The sequence below is a fragment of the Senegalia massiliensis genome, assembly GCF_900626135.1.
In the GTDB taxonomy this organism is placed as follows: domain Bacteria; phylum Bacillota; class Clostridia; order Tissierellales; family SIT17; genus Anaeromonas; species Anaeromonas massiliensis.
In genome coordinates, this window is the sequence record NZ_LR130786.1 from 151,462 (window position 1) to 169,369 (window position 17,908).

A 17,908-nucleotide genomic window follows, 5' to 3' on the forward strand; every position below is an offset into this window, starting at 1 on the left:
ATATTTCTATCACCCTAATTTTTATTCAAATACTTTTTGTCCATCTACTTCAGTTTCTAAAGCTTTTAATGATCTTTCAACTAAATCTCTTCTAAGTGCTTTCTCATCATTGCTTTCTAAACTTGGGTTTCCAAGTGGATGAGGTATTGCAACTGCAGGAACAATTCTGTTTGCTCCAACTGTTAATGAAATAGGAACTACTGTACATATATGAACTACTGGTAGTCCTGCTCTTTCAATTTCTTTTACCATTGTTGCACCGCAACGTGTACAGGTGCCTCAGGTAGAAGTTAATATAACTGCATCTACACCATCAGCTAGAAGTTCTTTTGAAAATTCTTCTGCAAAGGCTTTAGCACTTGCAACTGCTGTACCATTCCCTGTAGTTGTATAGAAATATCTATGAAGTTCTCCGATTTTTCCTTCTTTTTCTAAATCTCTCAATACATCTACTGGAAGTACTCTATCTGAATCTTCATTAGCATAAACAGGATCATACCCACCATGTGCAGTTTCATATGTTTCAGATGTTAAATCTTGCACACCATCTATATCATATTTACCGTACTTTGATGCACTTGATGATTCTATATGATCAGGATTTCCTTTTGGTACTATACCTCCAGAAGTAACTAATGCTATTTTAGCCTTAGTAATATCCTTAACTGCTGGATTTGGATCTACTCTATCAAAACTTGGCATAGGATATTCTGTTTCAAATTCTTTATTATTTAACTTCTTGATGAGCATATCTACAGCTCTTTTTGATCCTCTCTCATCAGCGAAATAATTTTTCCTAATACCTCTTGGCATATAACCTTCTTCTTTTGGAGAACCTACTTCTTCTCCTTTAGCAAGTTTTAAAGCTAAAGGTGCCATTGTCTTGATTGCTTTTCTCATACCTGCTGCACTATTTTTAGTTTTTACTATATATACATCCTTCTTAAACATATCTGCACCAGGGTTCTCTTCATACATTCCAGTTAATACAGGAATATTTAAGTTTTCTTTTACAGCAGCAGTTATAGTACCACATGCTACTCCATATCTACCTGCATTAAAAGCAGGACCTGCAACGAATAAATCTGGATCATACTTCTTTACCATATCTAAAACTTCAGATTTTGCTTCCTCTAAATTTTCATTGAAATATGAGTCACCACATATTATAGTAGCTACTATTTCAGCTTCATCACCTAATTTTTTAGCAAGTTCCATACCAGGACCTACTACTTCTTCTCTTACTTCTGGTTTATAATCTGCTTTTTCTTCACCACCAATACCAGCAAAAAACTGGTTAATGTAATGAACTACTTTTAATTTACTCATTATTTCCCCCCTCTCGAATTTTTCGGGTGTATTTATTAGTCATCAAATTTACAAAATTCTTCTCTTATATCTTTCATTTCTTCAATTATTTCATCTACTTCAAGAACCATTTCCATCATACCTATTTGGTCTTCATATACTTCTTCATCTACTTCATTTTTGAATTGTGGTTCTACAGCATGATAAACTCTAAGTCCTAACTGGACTCCTGCTAATGGACCAGCAAATGTAGGGTCTCCAGCTGTTACAGTTTCTGCAGCTAATCCTGCAGCTTCTGCTTCAGCAGCACCTAAAACTACGATTACATTTTCTGCACCGTGTTTTTCAGTAATATCTTTAACCCTCTTTTGATTTTCTAAGTCCATTGCTCCTGCGGCAGTTCAGACAAAACACTCAGTTGATGAGAACACAACTTCCGCTTCTGTTGATTTTAGGCATTCTTCCATAGCAGGACCAGGAATTCCATCTCTGTCCCCTATGATAACAACTTTTTTGCCATCATATAAGCTCATCTTTAACATCCTTTCTATTTGTGAATTATATTTTTTATATTAATATCCTTTACTAGTTAACTTGTTAAATCCTAATTCATTAGTAGCACCAGTTATTGCTTGTATTTCTACAAATATACTACCATCTTCTTTAAGACTTCCATCAAATCCACCAGCAATAGTATCTACTACATTAACATGACCTATAACTTTATCCATTGGTGGTAATTCAATAGTTTCATTTGCATTTCCACCTGTTACAACAGCATCAGCTTTAGGATCTGCATCAGCAAGAGATTGACTTGCTCCGTCACGACCTGCATACTCATCTGTTATTATTACAGTGTCAATATTTTTATCTTCAATCTTCTTACAGTTCATAATTAAGTCTGTATCTGGATTACCAAAACCTTCTTGAGAAATAATTACTCCATCTAATCCTAGATATTCTGCTAATTTAGCTGACCAATCAGATGATCTTTCTTTATCTGCAAGATAAACATTCTCATTTGTTATAATCATTCCAACAAAATTTATTTCTTTTCCATGTTTTTCAAACAAATCATGAATTACTGGATTATTTAAGTGGTGATAAGTTGTATTTTTGTCACAAGCAGAAACACAATTCCCACTAATTATTGCTCCATCCATTATCTCTGTTGGATAAATCATTGTAGAAAGAGTTTGCTTTGCATCTACACCGTATACATATGTATCATGCATTAAACCTTGACTTTGAAGCATTTGTACATATGCAACTTTTGGAAGGTCAGGATACTTCTCTACACTTTTTAAAAGTGGTAAAGTTTCATACTCATTAACCTCATCTGGTTCAACATCTTTACCAGCTTCTCCTAAGTATTTAGAAGCTTTAAGTCCTACCATTCTAAGTGCTTTTTCGTGCTCATGTTGTTTTAGATCTTCTTTAACATCAATAGAAATAACAACATTATTTAACTTAGAAAAAGGTGTATACTCAGCTCCAGGTCCTTTCATGTCTATAATACCTTCTTGAAAAGCAACTATTTTACCAGTTGTTACTACTGCTGCTCCCTTTAAGACATGAGTTCTTCCTGAACCCACTGTACCTACCTTTGATAATACTCCTGGATAAATTCCTCCAGAACCTTCTACCTTAACTCTAGGTTCAATTACATCCTTTACGGGTGTAATTCTAATGCTTTCACCTGGTCTAGCCATCTCTATGTTAATATCAGTAATGTTCTCATCCTCTAATAATAGATTCTTAAGTTCATCCTCATTTACATAAAGTACGCCATTATCAACCTTTGTTTCTTCTCCAAATTGAACATCCTTAATATGGATATTACCTAATTCCAGGCGCATACATTTCACCTCCTCTTTTTGTTTGGCTAAGACTATTTAATAGTCTTAGAAAATTTATATATATTTTTTTATCATTTCTTCAATTTTTTGTGGCTTAGCATCTTCCTTAGTAAGCTCATCTTTCTTTTCTCCATCTTTATAAATAGTCACTGTAGGAAGACCTAATACTTTTTGTTTTATAGCAAGTCTTCTAGCTGAAGACGTATCAAGTTTTACAAACTTGATTTTATCAGCATATTTTTCTTCTAATTCTTCAATATGTGGCATAAGTGCCTTACAAGGTTCACAACTCTTACCCCAAAAGTCTACTAATACATAACCGTCTGCTTCCAAAACCTCTTCTTCAAATGTTTTTTTATCTACCTCTAACATTTTTACACCCTCCTTTTAAATAGGTCTTTATTAAATAATGAGAAATATTATTCCTCAAAATTTTCTCCAATATACTTTTCAGCTTGAATTGCTGCAATTGCACCATCTGATGTAGCAGTTACTACTTGTCTAAGAGATTTTTGTCTTATATCTCCAGCTACAAAAACTCCATCAATATTTGTATGCATATTTTCATCACCTAATAGGTAACCTCTGTCATCCATATCAATTACATTTTTAAATAAATCACTTTGAGGAAGATATCCTACTAATACAAATATTCCAAATGTACCATCATCTTCATTTGCAACTACTTCAGTTTCTTCACCTGTCTTTCTATTTCTAAGTATCATTGATTCAACAATACCATCACCTTTTATCTCTTTTACTTCAGTATCCCAAATAAAATCTATTTTGTCATTTTTAAATGCTTTTTCTTGAATTGATTTTGCAGCTCTAAGTTCATCTCTTCTATGAACTATAGTTACTTTTCTAGCAAATTTAGATATAAATAGTGATTCTTCAACTGCTGTATCTCCTCCACCAATCACATATACATCAAAGTCCTCAAAAAATGCTGCGTCACATGTAGCACAATAAGAAACACCTTTACCAGTAAACTCTTTCTCTCCTGGTGCTCCTAAAAGTCTCGGTTTAGCTCCTGCTGCTATTATTACAGCTCTAGCTTGATATTCATCTTTACTTCCTTTAACTACTTTTATTTCTTTTTCTAAATCTATTTCTGTAATTTCATCAATTTTTCTTTCCACATCAAAGCTATCTACTTGTTCTACCATTCTAGCAACTAATTTAGGTCCTGTAGGATCTTCAATAGAACCTGGATAGTTTTCTAACTCTTCAGTAGTTACAATTTGTCCTCCAGCCTTTTCTTTTTCTAATATTAAAGTATCAAGTTTTGCTCTTCCTGCATATAATCCTGCAGAAAGACCAGCTGGTCCTGCACCAATTATAATTACATCGTAAATTTTATTCATTGTTCCAACTCCTTTTATAATATAGTCCTCATTGTAAATTATACCTTAACACAAGGATTTTTAAACAATTTTTATTATTTCTTAATACAATTACCTATTAATGATAAATCTACAACCTTAAAATCTTCTAAAGAATTTTCATCATACTTTCTATTTCCAATTTTATTTATAAATTTATCTGCTGTAACTATAGAGTCTTCTATCACCATTAATGACTCTATATCTAATGTATTAGTTTCTTTAGATATTATAACTGACTTATATGGTGTCTCATTAGGCTTGATACTACCTGATAACGGATGTGTTAATAACTTATGTCCTAAATGTATTTTATCTCGTACATATTCTAAGACTTCTATATATGATATTTTCAAATAATCTACTTTGAACTTTTCATTATATCTTTTATGTACTAAGGGATTATTAGTTATTATATACTCTGTCATTTTTTCACTCCTCAACCTTAGGAAAAGGTTTTTTAAAAAAGTATTAAAAAAGAGCATAAGCACTCAAGGTGCCTATGCTCTGTTCTTGACCTGAGAGATTCTTCCTTAAATAAGGAGTTGCTCCTTCGGTGCTTTCGCTTTTCAGAGTGCCATCCAAAAACGGTCCTTTTGCCTGAAAGTTTCACTACAGTTTGGCTTTCTGTAGCTTACCCCTTCGGCGCCAATATCTGATCTCTTCCGCAATTTTCATTTGGCAAATATTCAATTCTTTAATTCAATTACATTATAATATATTGTTATAGATAATACAATACTTTTTATAAGTTTTTTTATGTTTTTGTTAAAAAATTATCTACCTGATTTTTATTAACTCGTAATTTAAGCTACCTAGTCCTATTTGTTCACAATAATTTAATATTTTTTTACCATCTACATTATGTATTGATTTAAATTTATCATCACCATTAATGTGATTATGAGAAAGCTTACTATCTCTATTCCCTATAGCTTTATCTATAAGATCAATACTTGCTTTATCAATTGCAACTGGATCAAATGATGCAAGTATTCCTATATCATTTACTATAGGTACATCATTCCACGGTACACAATCACATAATGGAGTTACATTCATAATAAAGTTAAAATAAGCCACCTTTTCTTTTTTGTTTTTTACAGCCCCATATGCATATTCAGCCATTTTTTCTAAAAAAACATCAGAGTCAGTCTCCCACTTAACTTCTATAGCCCTTGTAGGACAAACTGTAGTACACTCTCCACATCCAATACAAATGTCATGTTGAATGTTCGCCTTCTCCTCTATATCTATAGCATCTACTGGACAATTTCTAGAGCATATACCACAAGATATACATCTATCTTTTGATACAGATGGTTTTGCATCTGAATGTTGAATTTGTTTACCACTTGCAGAAGCACATCCCATAGCTAAATTCTTTATAGTTCCTCCAAATCCTGCCATCCCATGTCCTTTTACATGACTTAATACAATCATAGAATTTGCATTATAAATATCTCCCGCAATTTTTGCTGTTTTACAATTTTTCTGTTTTATTTCTACATCAATAGAATTTTTACTATACAATCCATCAGCTATTATAATTGGTGCATTTACTACTGAATATGCAAATCCATTTTCAATGGCAGTTTTTATATGTACTACACTATTTGTTCTACTACCAGTATAAAGAGTGTTTGTATCAGTTAAAAATGGACTTGCTCCATATTCTTTTACTTTATCTACAATTTGCCTTGCAAATGTTGGATGTAAATAAGCATGTCTTCCTTTTTCCCCAAAATGAACTTTAATTGCTGTAATATCTTGTTTATTTAATATTTCTTTTATTCCTGCTTTATCAAACAATCTCTTTAACTTATTATGAATATTATCTTGTTCTTTATCTGCCTTAAAATCCACAAAGTAAACTTTACTTTCCATAAATTTAACCCCCATTAAAATTTATTATTTCTTTTATTCTATTATATTATAAAAAAAGAACCTATACTAGGCTCTTTTATCATTGTTTTACTTCTTTATTTTCTATTGCATCAATTATTGATAAAGCTACATTAGAAGAATGATCTGAAATTCTTTCTAAATTACTTATTGTATCTAAGAATACAATTCCCGATGTAGGATTACAAGTAAAATCATTTAATCTTTTTATATGGTTTGCTCTGTAATTTTGTTCCATTTTATCAATTACAGATTCATATTCTATAACTCTTCTTGCCATTTTTTCATCAGCAGTTTTAAATGCTGTTAAGGATAATGCGAATGCATCTTCTACATTTTCAAACATCTTATGAAGCTCATCTAATGCACTATCAGACAATTTAACTTTATTATCTATTCGATATTGAGCAAGTTCTGCAATATTATCTGCATGATCACCAACTCTTTCTAAGTCATTTACAGTGTTTAAAAGTGTAGTCAATGTTCCATGTTGTTCATATGTTAATGATGCTCTAGTAAGTTCAGCTAAATATTCTGTGATATCTCTTTCTAATTGATTTATTCTTTTCTCTTCTTCAAAAACTTTTCTAGTTAATTTTTCATCATTATTATAAAATGCTTTTTTTGCAGTGTTTAAGTTCTCTTTTACTATTTTACCCATTCTTAAAACTTCTCTAGATGCCATTCCTACAGCAATTGAAGGTGTCTCTATTATTCTAGAGTCTAAATATTTTAATCCAACTACTTCTGTATCTTCACCACGAACTAATTTTTTAGCTGCCATTACAATAAATCCTGCAAATGGTAATTGAATTAAAACATTTGTAATATTAAATATTGTATGCGCATTAGCTATTCTTCTTTGTGGATCATCTGAGATATTTGTTACTATATATTCAATTGGTATATGAAGTACAATCATAAATAATAATGTTCCTATTATATTAAATAATAAATGCATAATTGCTGCTCTTTTAGCTGTCTTGCTAGCTCCTATACTTGATAGTAAAGCTGTTGTACATGTTCCTATATTTTCACCATAAAGTATTGGTAAAGCCATTTCTAAAGTTATCAAATCTTGACTTGCAAGTGCAAGTAAAAGCCCCATAGAAGCACTACTACTTTGCACTGCTACTGTTAAACCAAACCCTGCTAATAAACCTAATATAGGGTTTTCTAAATTACTTAATATGTCTACAAATACTTGAGACTCTTGAAGTGGAGATAATGCTTCTTTCATAAAATCCATACCTATGAAAAGTATAGAAAATCCTATTAAAACCTCTGCTATTTCCTTATATTTTTTCGTAGATGTAAATAACCATATTGCCACCCCAATTGTTATTACAAGAGGAGCTATATCTGTAAGTTTAAATGCTATAAGTTGTGCAGTAAATGTTGTACCAATATTTGCACCCATTATAATTCCTATTGCTTGACTTAAATTCATGATTCCTGCATTTACAAATCCTACAACCATTACTGTCGTTGCACTACTACTTTGTATAAGTATTGTCACTAAAGCTCCTACAAAAACTCCAATAAAACGATTTTTAGTAAGTATACTTATAAGACTTTTCATTTTATCTCCGGCAACTTTTTGAAGTCCCATTCCCATCATATTCATACCATATAAAAATAAGGCGAGTCCTCCTAATACACCGATAAGAATCTTCATTCGCAATCCTCCTAATCAATTAAATATTTTACGCACAAGTACTATAATACAATAAAATATATGGAGTTATGTTAAATCCATGTTAAATCTGAATGTGAAATTTAAATCATATTTGGAAAGTTTATTTGTCTTAATGCCTCGTATACGATTATATTTACTGAATTAGATAAATTAAGTGATCTTGCATTTTCATTTTTAAGCATAGGAATTCTCATAGTTTTTTCCTTGTTTTCATTTAATATTTCTTCAGGAATACCTTTAGTTTCTTTACCAAAAATAAGATAACATTCATTACTAAAGCTCATATCAGTATAAGAATTGCTAGATTTAGTTGTAGCATAAAAAAACTTATTTGAATTATTTTTTTGCTTAAACTCTTCAAAACTATCATAATAATATATATCTAATAAATCCCAATAATCAAGACCTGCTCTTTTAAGGTATTTATTTTCTAAAGAAAACCCAAGTGGTCTTATTAAATGTAATTTTGAACCTGTAGCTGCACATGTTCTTGCTATATTTCCTGTATTCTGTGGTATTTCTGGTTCTAATAAAACTATATTGATACTCATAATTAATCTCCTTTATTTTATAATACTAATTTTTCTATTATTTTTGCTACTCCATCATTATCATTGGTATCTGTTACATGTGTTGCATATTCTTTTACAATGTCTATTCCATTTTCCATTGCAACAGATGTTCCCGCATATTCTAACATAGATAAATCATTTTCATTATCTCCAATTGCAATAACTTCTTCTCTAGATATATCATATAAATTACAAAGTTGTTTTAAAGCTTTACCTTTTGATACACCCTTATACATTATATCCAAACTTCCATGCCATGAGCTAACTACTTCTATCTCCTTATTTTCTGATAATTCTATTCTTGCATTTTGTATCCTTTCCATATCATTATCCATAACAACAATTTTATATACTTTAATATCTTCTTTTTCTACAAAACTTAAAGGATTTTCTACTATTTGTATATTAATTTTATTTTCTTCATCTTGTTTTTTATTCCATTCATAATATTTCAAAGAATTATACTCTAAATCTTTAGTATAAAAATTCTCATTATCATAAAAGTGATAGTAAAGATTATTTTTTTCTAAAGTCTCTATAATATTTTTAAGATCCTTATTTTTTATAGGATTTTCAAGTATTATATTATCTCTATGATATTCACTTACATATGCACCATTACAAGCTATTATTGGTGTGACTACTTTTATTAATTTTGCAAAGTAAATAGCTGAAGAAAATATCCTACCTGTTGATACTACCACTTGTACACCTTTTTTTGTCGCTTCCATTATAGCTTCTTTATTTCTTTCAGAAACTTTTTCTTCATTATTTAATAATGTTCCATCCATATCAATTGCTATTAATTTATAATTCAAATTTTTCTACTCCTTTATTATTTATTATATAAAAATCTTTTTCTTAAAAAGAATTTAATGTATTTAAATTTTCCTTTTTCTCTTTTAATTTCTTGCTCTAAAAATTTTATAGTTTGTTTAATCTTATCTTCTTTTTCATTTGATAATTCTTTATTTCCATATACAGTAATAATATAAGTATTAAAAAAGTCGTTTAATTTTTCATTTACTCTTTCATTTATATTTATTCTGCTTTTAAATTCTTTTTCAGTTTCACCGCTTACTTTAGAATACCCTAAATAGTCTAAAGTATTTAATATATATTCATAATAAAATTTCATCTTTTGAATAGAATTATAATTTTTCATTTTTTGAGCATGAAATTTTTTATTAATGATAAAATGTAAAATTATAGCTATTATGAATACAATAATAATAAAAGCTATCCATAATATAGATTTTAAAACTAAACTTTTAGAATTATCATTACTAGTTAAGTTCACATTTCCGCTATTTTGATCTAATTGTTCTTCTTCAAGTATTTCCTGTAACATATCATCTCTATTTATTGAATTTGGATCAATTTCATTGTCTGATTCTTCATCTGTTTCTTCTTCTTCAATTGTTTCCTCTAGATTAGGTGCTTCATATGCTGGTGTTGCTTCAAATATCATCCACCCATATCCACTTATATATGCTTCTACCCATGCATGAGCATTTTTACTATAGACTTCATATATACCTTCTTCATTTTTATCTCCAGTTATAAATCCTTCCACATACCTAGTAGGAATATCTAATGTTCTTCCCATTACAGCTAGAGTTGATGCAAAATAAGTACAATATCCTTCTGTTTTTTCAAATATAAAATTGTCTACAAAATCTTCATATTTATCATTCCCTGGGGTAAGTGAATATCCATAATTTTCTCTAAGATAATCTTGTAAAGCTAACATTCTATCATAATCATTAATTTTACCTTTTGTTATCTCTAAAGCCAACTCTTTTGTTCTATTTGTTACTGTATTAGGAAGTTTTAAATACTTATAATCTTTATTGTAAGTTTCATTTATCATAGACTTATTCAAAAAAGGTATTCTTGATTCTACACTATACCCTTTTTCGTTTAATATAACTTTATTTGTATATACTTCATATTCATTACTTACATAAAATTCTTCTTCATAATCTATCTGTATGGGTACGTAACTAGTAAAAATAGTGGATGTTGTAAGATTTACATAATTAACTTTATATTCTAAAAAAGAACTATTATCTAAATTTACATCATTTAATTCTATATTTTCTCCTTTAGTATACTTTTCAGTAAAATCCTCTGAACTTCTCCAATAAGAACCTGTATATTCATCTTTTACTATCCCCTTTAAATATAAAGGTCTATCTGATTCTACTTCCATAACTAAAGTATTATCAATTTCAATATTTCCACCAAGTCTTTTTTCTTGATTTTGATAAGGTGTAAAGGTTAAATCAAATTCTAAACTTTCCCCATAACCTTCAGACTTCTTCAAGTCATTTCTCCACTCTGTTACTTCTGGAAATTTTGATTGAACTTTATTATCCATCCACCTCCATTTTATTGGAGAATAATCCTTAGGGAGTATAAATGCAATTAAAACTATTATAACAGAAATAAAACAGGAATATAAAAAAAGATACTTTCTTCTATAATTACTAATATCCTTGTTTTCACTTTCCCATATTCCATTTTTAATTTTAAATCTATTAATGATGTAATATGCTAAAATTGTAATAATAAATATATAATAAGTAGTAAAAGCACTATCTTGATACCAAAACCATCTATATAAAAAGAAAATAGTTGCCATTATTATAATAGGATACATTCTCTTAAATTTAAAAACTGTAATATATATTAAGGAAGTTACTACTAAGCTTAAAGACATAATAAAAATATTAAAATAACGTTTAATGAATTCACTATCATTTTTTATATATTCACTTGTCCATAAAAAGAAATCATTAATGTTCTCAATCAATGAATTGAAATTAGAATTATAATATATATTTAATATAATTAAAAATGAAATAATTCCACCTAATAATATAGCTAATACTATAGGTTTTTTATCAAAAATTAAACCTAATATTAGAGTTATTAATGTGGTTATGAATACAATTGAAATTGAATTTAAATCCATTTCCCCTGTTAAAGCATCTAATGTTACTTTTATTATGGTCAAATTAATTATAAAAGTAAAAATTAATTTATACAAGTAGTTTAATTTTTTATCCAAATTATTCACCTAAAATCTTTTCTATATTTTCACCATTAAAAAGTTTATATACTACTACTTTTAGTGTTCTCAAATTAGAAATTTTTTCTTCATCAATTTTTGAATATATGTCTTTTATTATAAATACTGTAATATTTATACCTTTTTTTCTTATATTAAAAATTGTTTCAATCATATTTTCATCTATATCTACAGTAACTATTATAACAGTTGTTCCAATAGATGTAGTATTTATTTCTTCAGAAATAATATTTGAAATTCTTCTATTGTTTTTAGGAAATATACTTATTATAGAATTTAAATAATGATTAAAAAGAGATACATTATTTAATTTTAAATTTATTTTTTCATTTGAATATGTTATAAATTCAGTTTCAATTCCCTTTGTTAATGTAAAATATATAATACTTGATGTAAGTTCTACTAATCTTTCTTCTAAAAATTTATCATCATGAGAGAATTTATCTATTTGAAAATCTAGAAATAATTTAATATTTAGGTTAGATGAAGTATTATAATTTTTAACAAAAAACTCTCCCTTTCTTGCACTAGTTTTCCAATGAATTCTCTTTATACTATCTCCTGAATTATATTCTCTTAAATTTTTAATATTAGAATAGTCTTCATTATGTTTTTCATTTGTCTTATCAGATCCAAAAAATTCCTTACCTAATAAATTTATATCTTTTATATTATAAATCTTTGGGAACACTGTTATTTTTAATGGATCTTTAATTGTTATATTAGCTTTTGATATTTCAAATACATCTTCTAAAGTAATATTTAAACTTCCTAAATCATAAACACCTCTATGATTTGCTTTAAATTTCTTTTTAAATTTAATATAATCAAAAGATTTTATGAAATAAACTCTTGTATTATCTTTTTGTTCAATTAAATTTTTATGTAAATTTTGATCTAATTGAACATATGGAATTGGAAATAATCCCCCATTATATATTTTATATTCTATTTCTATAGTTTCCCCTCTTATAAATTTATCTTTATTTGTCCAAAAAACTCCTTCTAAATTCTTCTTGTTTTTATAAATAGAAAAGTTGGAATATATTAATATGATCATAACGAGAAACAAAAGTAAATAAGGAAACTTTCCTCCTACAAATATGGCAAATATAAAAAGAATTAATAATAATATATAAATCAATATTTTTCTTCTCATTTTAACCTCTTTATATATTTAATTTATAAAATATACTATTTAAAACTGACTCTGTACTTATATTATTAAACCTAGATTCTGGTTTTAAAATTATTCTATGAGAAAACACAGGTAAATATAGCTTTTTAATATCATCTGGCAAAACAAAATCTCTACCATTTATATAAGCAAAAGCCTTAGCTGCCTTATATATTAACAATGAGCCTCTTGGACTTATACCAAGTTTTATTTCACTATGATTTCTAGTATTATTTACTAATTTTATAATCATATCTTCTATTTCTTCAGATACAAATATATCTATTACTTCTCTTTGCATTCTTGCTATATCATTAAGTGTTAATACAGGTGATAAATCTTCTAAAGGAGTTGTGTTAGCATAATTTCTAAGTATTCTTTTCTCACTCTCACTATCAGGGTATCCTAAACTCATTTTCATCATAAATCTATCTAATTGAGCTTCTGGAAGAGGAAAAGTACCTTCATATTCAATAGGATTTTCAGTTGCAAGTACCATAAATGGATATTCTAAAAAATAAGTCTTACCTTCCACAGTAACTTGTCTTTCTTGCATGGCTTCAAGTAAACTTGATTGTGTTTTAGGTGAAGTTCTATTTATTTCATCTGCTAATAATATATTTGAAAATACAGGACCTTTTTTAAATTCAAATTCTGTAGTCTTAGGGTTAAATATAGATACTCCAGTAATATCAGAAGGTAATAAATCAGGTGTGAATTGTATTCTACCAAAACTACTATTTAATGATTTTGCAAGGCCATGTACTAAATTAGTTTTACCTACACCAGGAACATCTTCTAAAAGCACATGTCCATTTGAGAGTAAACAAGTTATTATATACATTATTTCTTCTCGTTTTCCAAAAATAACTTTATCTATATTCTCTATCAGTTTCTCTATTTGTTTATTCATATTACCCCTCTTTTTTTAATTATTTGTAATAATCTTATAATTATTATATCATTAGTTTCAAAAATTAAAAACTCTTGATGAATCAAGAGTTTTTAATTTTTAATTATTATATTATAAGTTTTATAATAACAACTATAAATATCACTACTATCATAAAACTTATTAAATTTTGTTTTTTTCTCCATATTTTATTCCTTTTCATAAATACCTCCTAAAATAGTATAATATTAAATACTATTCTAGAATAAGTATATTTATGAAATTATCCTTCTTTTTGAATTACATTTTTATAATATAAACAATGATTAGTTAAAGGACACTCATTACATTTTGGACTTCTTGCCTTACAAATTCTTCTTCCATGAAAAATTAACCAATGATGTGCGTCTGACCATAAATCTTTATCTATATTTTTCATAAGCTGCTTTTCAGTTTCATCAACATTTTTAGCATTAACTATTCCTATTCTATTAGATACTCTAAAAACATGAGTGTCCACAGCTATAGCATCCTTACCAAAGGCATTACTTATTACTACATTAGCAGTTTTTCTACCTACCCCTGGTAGCTTTATAAGCTCCTCTCTAGTCTGAGGGACTTCTCCTTCATAATCTTCTAAAAGAATTTTACAAGTATTTAATATATTTTTACTCTTATTTCTAAAAAAACCTATACTTCTTATTTTTTCTCCAAGTTCTTCTGTAGTTAAAGATAAAAAATCTTTAGGAGTTTCGTATTCCTTAAATAAATCTTTTGTTATTGAATTAACTCTTTTATCTGTAGACTGAGCCGATAAAATAGTAGCTATTAAAAGCTCAAATGGATTATTAAAGTTAAGTTCTGATTTTGCATCAGGATATAAATCTCTAAGTATTTCTAGTACTTGCTTTCTTTCTAATTTATTTAACTTTTTTCTCATGTTTACCTCCACTTAAAGTATTTCTATAAAATGATTAGTTATTTCTATTCTACTATCTCGTTCTATAAAATTTAATACATTTGATATAGTACTATTTGCATGACTTACATCATTTGTTACAATAGAAAAACCAATTGTAGATATTTGCCATTTATCATTATTATCCACTTCTGAAATAGACACATTGAATCTAGATTTAATTCTACCAATTATACTTTTTATTACATGTCTTTTTTCCTTGAGAGAATTAGTACTGTATATAAGTAATTCTACACTACATACCCCTACTATCATATATGTCACCTCAATTAAAACTTAGATTATGATATAAATTTCTTGGATAATACAAAAGAGCACTTAAAGTGCCCTTTATATTTATATAATACCCATCTCTTTTCCTACTTTTTCAAAAGCATTAACTGCTCTATCTAATTGTTCTTTAGTATGTCCAGCAGTAACCATACATCTTACTCTCCCTGTTCCTTTTGGTACAGTAGGGAATACAATTGCTGAAACAAATACTCCTTCTTCTTTAAGTTTTTTACTAAATTCCATTGACTCCGCTTCATTTCCTATTATAACAGGAGTTATAGGAGTTTCACTTTTTCCTGTATTAAATCCTAATTTTCCTAACTTTTCTTTAAAGTATTTTGCATTATCCCATAATTTATCTGTATATTCTTCTGTTTCCATTAATATTTTAACTGCTTCTATTATTGCCCCTACAGCTGCTGGAGGAAGAGATGTTGAAAATAATATTGGTCTACCTCTGTGATTTAACCATTCTTGAGCAGATTTACTTGTAGCAACATATCCACCTATTACACCTATAGCTTTTGAAAGTGTACCTATAGTAAAGTCAACTCTTCCATGAAGATTAAAGTGGTCCACAGTACCTCTTCCACTTTTACCTAATACTCCTGAACCATGTGCATCATCTACATAAGTCATTGCATTATATTTTTCAGCTAATTCAACTATTTCTGGTAATTTAGCTATATCACCATCCATACTAAATACTCCATCAGTAATTATAAGTACGTTATTATAATCATCTCTTTTTTCTTTTAAAACTCTTTCTAAATCTTCCATATCTGAATGTTTAAATATTGCTTTATCAGCTTTACTTAATTTAACACCATCTATTATACTAGCATGATTTAATTCATCAGATATTATAAGATCTCCTTTTTCTGTAACTGCTTGTATTGTACCTGCATTACAGTTAAATCCTGATTGAAATACCATAACCGCTTCTTCTTTTTTAAATTTAGCTAATATTTCTTCTAATTCTTCATGTATATCCATATTTCCTATAATTGTTCTAACAGCTCCAGCTCCAACACCATATTTTTCAACTGCCTCTATTGCAGCTTTTTTTAGTCTTGGATGATTTGCAAACCCTAAATAATTATTTGAAGATAAATTTATAACTTTTTGTCCATTTAGTACTACTTCTGCCTCATTAGCACCTTCTAATATTGGTAACTTCCTATAAACTCCTTCATCTTTCAATCCTTCTATTTTCTTTTCTAAAAATCCTGTGTTAGACATTTACATTCCTCCTTAATTTATATATAAATATATTCAATAAATATTTTCTAATTCCTCTATATTAAATGTTAAATTTTCTTATAAAAATCATCATTTTTGTCTAGTTTTTAAAATATCTATTTCTTTTTTATATCCTTGCAATTCATTTGGAGTCTCTAAAAAGAATGGTAAATCTTTTAATTTAGGATGATTTATGATATTTATTATTGCATCTAAACCTATAGTTCCTTCACCAATTTTTTCATGTCTATCTTTATTACTTCCAAATTCCATTTTACTATCATTTAAATGAATTGCTTTTAATCTTTCAAGTCCAATTATATCATCAAATTCTTTTAATACTCCATCAAGATCATTAACAATATCATAACCAGCACTGAAAATGTGACAAGTATCAATACACACACCTATTTTATCAGAGTATTTTACTTTATCAATTATAGATTTTAACTCTTCGAAGTTTCTGCCAATTTCAGTTCCTTTACCACTCATGGCCTCTAATAATATAGTAGTTTTTTCATCTCCATTTAAAACTTCATTTAATAACTTTGCTATTCTATCTATTCCATATTCAGAACCCTTTCCAGTATGACTTCCAGGATGGAAATTATATAAGCAATTGCCTATAACATCTAATCTTTTAAGATCATCTTCCATTGCATACTTTGCAAAATCCCATATTTTATCCTTATATGAAGCTGGATTCATTGTATATGGAGCATGTGCTAAGAGTACTCCAAAACCATTGTCCTCTCTAATAGTATTCAGCTTTTTAATATCATCTAAATCTAAATCTTTGGCTTTTCCGCCTCGTGGATTTCTTGTAAAAAATTGAAATGTATTAGCATTTATTTCAACTGCATCTTTAGCTGCATTACTAAATCCTTTTGCAATTGATAAATGACTTCCTATTATCAAATTATCATCTCCTTACTATATAATAACATCAAAAATAAAGATAACTATCATAACTACTGCTATAGTACTATTAAGTACTACTCCTAAAAGATAACCAATAAATCCTGCAAAACCTATTCTAAATGAATCATTTATACTTTTTCTAACAAATAATTCTCCTATCATTGTTCCAACAAATTGACCTATTATTAACCCTATAAAATTAAGTGATAAAAACCCTATTATTCCACCTATTATAGCACCTATTATACCATATCTCGATCCACCGACTTTTTTTGTTGTAATTAAAGAAGTTATATTATCAAGAATAATTGTAATTATAGCAAGTATCAAAAGTATTACAACACTAATTACAGATAGATTTTCAAAACTAGTTATTATTCCATATATTAATGCAACAAAAAATATGAGTCCAGTTCCAGGTATTGCGGGAAGAAATGTCCCTATGAGTCCAATAAACATCAATATCATTGATATAATTATTAGAATTATATCCATATATAACCTCCTTAAAAAAATAGTAGTTAGTATTACTTACTTGTATACATATACCCATAAATTATATTATAAATAAATATAAATATTAAATCTATATTATAAAT

Annotated in this window: 18 protein-coding genes and 1 riboswitch; all 18 genes read right to left on the reverse strand. The window is 28.0% G+C overall.

The genetic code is table 11. The annotated features are described in order from the left end of the window. Positions 1-21: 21 nt before the first annotated feature. The 18 genes from grdB to E0D94_RS10645 all read right to left on the reverse strand — a co-directional run bounded on the left by grdB (position 22) and on the right by E0D94_RS10645 (position 17,804). Positions 22-1,329 carry a glycine reductase complex selenoprotein B gene (grdB, locus tag E0D94_RS10560; RefSeq protein ID WP_130807528.1) on the reverse strand — a complete coding sequence of 436 codons (1,308 nt, stop codon included), beginning with the start codon at positions 1,327-1,329 and terminating at the stop codon, positions 22-24. Between the two features lie 35 nt (positions 1,330-1,364). Next, positions 1,365-1,841: a glycine/sarcosine/betaine reductase complex selenoprotein A gene (grdA, locus tag E0D94_RS10565; RefSeq protein WP_130807529.1), complete on the reverse strand. Its 477-nt coding sequence runs from the start codon at positions 1,839-1,841 to the stop codon at positions 1,365-1,367. Between the two features lie 39 nt (positions 1,842-1,880). Beyond that, complete coding sequence (locus tag E0D94_RS10570) at positions 1,881-3,167, reverse strand: glycine/sarcosine/betaine reductase component B subunit (RefSeq protein ID WP_130807530.1); 1,287 nt, start codon at positions 3,165-3,167, stop codon at positions 1,881-1,883. A gap of 54 nt (positions 3,168-3,221) precedes the next feature. Beyond that, positions 3,222-3,539: a thioredoxin TrxA gene (gene trxA, locus E0D94_RS10575; protein WP_130807531.1), complete on the reverse strand. Its 318-nt coding sequence runs from the start codon at positions 3,537-3,539 to the stop codon at positions 3,222-3,224. 47 nt (positions 3,540-3,586) lie between these two features. Further along, positions 3,587-4,534 (reverse strand): thioredoxin-disulfide reductase, encoded by a 948-nt coding sequence (gene trxB, locus E0D94_RS10580; RefSeq protein ID WP_130807532.1) that lies wholly within the window; start codon positions 4,532-4,534, stop codon positions 3,587-3,589. 74 nt (positions 4,535-4,608) lie between these two features. Beyond that, complete coding sequence (locus tag E0D94_RS10585; protein ID WP_130807533.1) at positions 4,609-4,980, reverse strand: GrdX family protein; 372 nt, start codon at positions 4,978-4,980, stop codon at positions 4,609-4,611. Positions 4,981-5,130: 150 nt separating this feature from the next. After that, a riboswitch (glycine riboswitch) is annotated at positions 5,131-5,230 on the reverse strand. A 102-nt stretch (positions 5,231-5,332) separates the two neighbouring features. Continuing rightward, the gene (locus E0D94_RS10590; RefSeq protein WP_130807534.1) at positions 5,333-6,439 is read right to left on the reverse strand and encodes a DUF362 domain-containing protein; all 1,107 of its coding nucleotides are present in this window, start codon (positions 6,437-6,439) and stop codon (positions 5,333-5,335) included. Between the two features lie 79 nt (positions 6,440-6,518). After that, positions 6,519-8,135 carry a Na/Pi cotransporter family protein gene (locus tag E0D94_RS10595; protein WP_207289754.1) on the reverse strand — a complete coding sequence of 539 codons (1,617 nt, stop codon included), beginning with the start codon at positions 8,133-8,135 and terminating at the stop codon, positions 6,519-6,521. 101 nt (positions 8,136-8,236) lie between these two features. After that, positions 8,237-8,707 carry a tRNA (uridine(34)/cytosine(34)/5-carboxymethylaminomethyluridine(34)-2'-O)-methyltransferase TrmL gene (gene trmL, locus E0D94_RS10600; protein ID WP_130807536.1) on the reverse strand — a complete coding sequence of 157 codons (471 nt, stop codon included), beginning with the start codon at positions 8,705-8,707 and terminating at the stop codon, positions 8,237-8,239. Between the two features lie 17 nt (positions 8,708-8,724). Further along, a complete protein-coding gene (locus tag E0D94_RS10605) occupies positions 8,725-9,546 on the reverse strand; it encodes a Cof-type HAD-IIB family hydrolase (protein WP_130807537.1) in 822 nt (273 codons plus the stop codon). Between the two features lie 17 nt (positions 9,547-9,563). After that, the gene (locus E0D94_RS10610; RefSeq protein ID WP_130807538.1) at positions 9,564-11,804 is read right to left on the reverse strand and encodes a transglutaminase TgpA family protein; all 2,241 of its coding nucleotides are present in this window, start codon (positions 11,802-11,804) and stop codon (positions 9,564-9,566) included. Between the two features lies 1 nt (position 11,805). Further along, entirely contained in the window at positions 11,806-12,984 is a 1,179-nt protein-coding gene (locus tag E0D94_RS10615; RefSeq protein WP_130807539.1) for a DUF58 domain-containing protein, read from the reverse strand. 10 nt (positions 12,985-12,994) lie between these two features. Further along, positions 12,995-13,915: an AAA family ATPase gene (locus E0D94_RS10620; protein ID WP_130807540.1), complete on the reverse strand. Its 921-nt coding sequence runs from the start codon at positions 13,913-13,915 to the stop codon at positions 12,995-12,997. A 262-nt stretch (positions 13,916-14,177) separates the two neighbouring features. Continuing rightward, positions 14,178-14,834 carry an endonuclease III gene (nth, locus tag E0D94_RS10625; protein ID WP_130807541.1) on the reverse strand — a complete coding sequence of 219 codons (657 nt, stop codon included), beginning with the start codon at positions 14,832-14,834 and terminating at the stop codon, positions 14,178-14,180. A gap of 12 nt (positions 14,835-14,846) precedes the next feature. After that, a complete protein-coding gene (locus tag E0D94_RS10630; RefSeq protein WP_130807542.1) occupies positions 14,847-15,128 on the reverse strand; it encodes a DUF503 domain-containing protein in 282 nt (93 codons plus the stop codon). 81 nt (positions 15,129-15,209) lie between these two features. Next, a complete protein-coding gene (locus E0D94_RS10635; RefSeq protein WP_130807543.1) occupies positions 15,210-16,388 on the reverse strand; it encodes a glycine C-acetyltransferase in 1,179 nt (392 codons plus the stop codon). A gap of 90 nt (positions 16,389-16,478) precedes the next feature. Further along, positions 16,479-17,306, reverse strand: a complete 828-nt coding sequence (locus E0D94_RS10640) for a deoxyribonuclease IV (protein ID WP_130807544.1) — start codon at positions 17,304-17,306, stop codon at positions 16,479-16,481. A 15-nt stretch (positions 17,307-17,321) separates the two neighbouring features. Continuing rightward, positions 17,322-17,804: a DUF456 domain-containing protein gene (locus E0D94_RS10645; protein WP_130807545.1), complete on the reverse strand. Its 483-nt coding sequence runs from the start codon at positions 17,802-17,804 to the stop codon at positions 17,322-17,324. Positions 17,805-17,908 lie beyond the last annotated feature (104 nt).

Bases quoted from the DNA above. Each gene is read 5' to 3' on its own strand.
- E0D94_RS10615 (WP_130807539.1), bottom strand. From the start codon at position 12,984: ATGAGAAGAAAAATATTGATTTATATATTATTATTAATTCTTTTTATA.
- E0D94_RS10645 (WP_130807545.1), bottom strand. From the start codon at position 17,804: ATGGATATAATTCTAATAATTATATCAATGATATTGATGTTTATTGGA.
- E0D94_RS10630 (WP_130807542.1), bottom strand. From the start codon at position 15,128: ATGATAGTAGGGGTATGTAGTGTAGAATTACTTATATACAGTACTAAT.
- E0D94_RS10635 (WP_130807543.1), bottom strand. From the start codon at position 16,388: ATGTCTAACACAGGATTTTTAGAAAAGAAAATAGAAGGATTGAAAGAT.
- trxA (WP_130807531.1), bottom strand. From the start codon at position 3,539: ATGTTAGAGGTAGATAAAAAAACATTTGAAGAAGAGGTTTTGGAAGCA.
- E0D94_RS10590 (WP_130807534.1), bottom strand. From the start codon at position 6,439: ATGGAAAGTAAAGTTTACTTTGTGGATTTTAAGGCAGATAAAGAACAA.
- trxB (WP_130807532.1), bottom strand. From the start codon at position 4,534: ATGAATAAAATTTACGATGTAATTATAATTGGTGCAGGACCAGCTGGT.
- E0D94_RS10620 (WP_130807540.1), bottom strand. From the start codon at position 13,915: ATGAATAAACAAATAGAGAAACTGATAGAGAATATAGATAAAGTTATT.
- E0D94_RS10595 (WP_207289754.1), bottom strand. From the start codon at position 8,135: ATGAAGATTCTTATCGGTGTATTAGGAGGACTCGCCTTATTTTTATAT.
- E0D94_RS10585 (WP_130807533.1), bottom strand. From the start codon at position 4,980: ATGACAGAGTATATAATAACTAATAATCCCTTAGTACATAAAAGATAT.
- nth (WP_130807541.1), bottom strand. From the start codon at position 14,834: ATGAGAAAAAAGTTAAATAAATTAGAAAGAAAGCAAGTACTAGAAATA.
- trmL (WP_130807536.1), bottom strand. From the start codon at position 8,707: ATGAGTATCAATATAGTTTTATTAGAACCAGAAATACCACAGAATACA.
- E0D94_RS10570 (WP_130807530.1), bottom strand. From the start codon at position 3,167: ATGCGCCTGGAATTAGGTAATATCCATATTAAGGATGTTCAATTTGGA.